Here is a 942-nt window from a genome sequence, read left to right on the forward strand (position 1 = left end):
TGGGATCGACACTCGGTCCTCTTCTCAAGAACACAGCAGTTGGTTTGGGAGTGAGTTACGACAAACAAGCTGGTTGGGGTGGAAGACTTGGGATTGGAAATGCTACAACGAACGCGAGTATAAGCTTCTCTCAAAGGGGAAATACAACAATATCAGGATCAGCGAATATTCCTGGCGTCAAAGGACTTCAACTAACGGCTAGTAGCACGACTAACGGATCGACTACGGTAGGTGCGAATTACAACGCTGGTAATGGTCCGAGAGAGGGTTGGAACGTGGGTGCGAATTATGACATCAACGGTGGAGGACTATCCGGGAGTGTTGGATATACAGATCCAAAATCAGGACTCGGACTTACATCCACGATCGACGGAAATGGTTTATCTACATCCGCACAAGTGAATGGTGTGAATCTGGCAACGAATGGACCTGATGGGTTTAACATGGATGAGATAAACTGGTCGGAACAAAACATCAATTTGGCGCAAGACAGGGGAAATAAATTACAACAGAATGCTTTGCTAAAAGCAAATGGAATCTCCGACCCGGACAGTTTGTCCTCTACAGAAAGGAATCGTATATTAGGAGAAATTAACTCTGCTGCTGAATATAAACAGCTAAGGGATTCAGGTAAAACAGATGCGGAGATAGCTGCGATGAGTCGTGATCAGAGAGAGGCGGCACTGGATCGGATCAATGGAGAGGTCAATCCGGAGACATTGGCGATTGCCGCACTTGCGAGTGTGGGGACATTCTTTGGGGGAGCTCTCGCTTATATGGGATTAGGTGGTGGAACAAGTAACGGAGCTACGCCACCGGTTCGGGGGCAAGTGGTTGATGTTCCTGCCAGGAGAAGAGAGGATGGTGAGGATGATGTTGACTTCGATCCGAACAGACTGTCTTTAACAGATAAAGCGGAATATGATCGTCTTGTTAAAGAAG

General features: G+C 47.2%; 1 protein-coding gene. It reads left to right on the forward strand.

The features are described 5' to 3' along the window. A partial coding sequence (locus EHS11_RS19770; protein WP_167884346.1) for a hypothetical protein occupies window positions 1-942 on the forward strand: 942 nt, incomplete at both ends.

This window comes from Leptospira ilyithenensis, from assembly GCF_004771005.1.
In the GTDB taxonomy this organism is placed as follows: domain Bacteria; phylum Spirochaetota; class Leptospiria; order Leptospirales; family Leptospiraceae; genus Leptospira_A; species Leptospira_A ilyithenensis.